Origin of the sequence: Massilia sp. CT11-108, assembly GCF_047302915.1 — a bacterium.
Classification (GTDB): Bacteria; Pseudomonadota; Gammaproteobacteria; order Burkholderiales; family Burkholderiaceae_D; genus Telluria; species Telluria orientalis.
Genome location: NZ_JBKYMO010001590.1, coordinates 1 through 259, shown reverse-complemented (window position 1 = coordinate 259; position 259 = coordinate 1). Strand labels below are relative to the sequence as shown.

General features: G+C 53.7%; 1 protein-coding gene. It reads right to left on the bottom strand.

Features of this window, described 5'->3' with window-relative positions; all coding sequences use genetic code 11:
- A partial coding sequence (locus ACEN88_RS35695; RefSeq protein WP_413347121.1) for a hypothetical protein occupies positions 1-207 on the bottom strand: 207 nt, incomplete at its 3' end.
- Between the last annotated feature and the right edge of the window lie 52 nt (positions 208-259).

The window sequence follows — 259 nt, the reverse complement described above, 5'->3', positions numbered from 1 at the left end:
ACATAGGTGAGGAGGAATCCGACAAACTGGAACGAGAATGATACAATCACTGGTGGTCAGCTCGTGGCTATGTCTAGGCTTAGCTGACTTACTGTTCCAGAAGAAGCCAAAGAAGTTGCCGGAAGGCATACCATCGATCAAGATCTCGTCGCCGCTAAGTGACGAGGTGAGGGGACCAAAGGGAGAGTTGTTGGAGGGGAGGACCACGGTCGTGTCCCAGTATGTCGGGACAGCATCACGCAAGGCGGCTTGGTAGGAC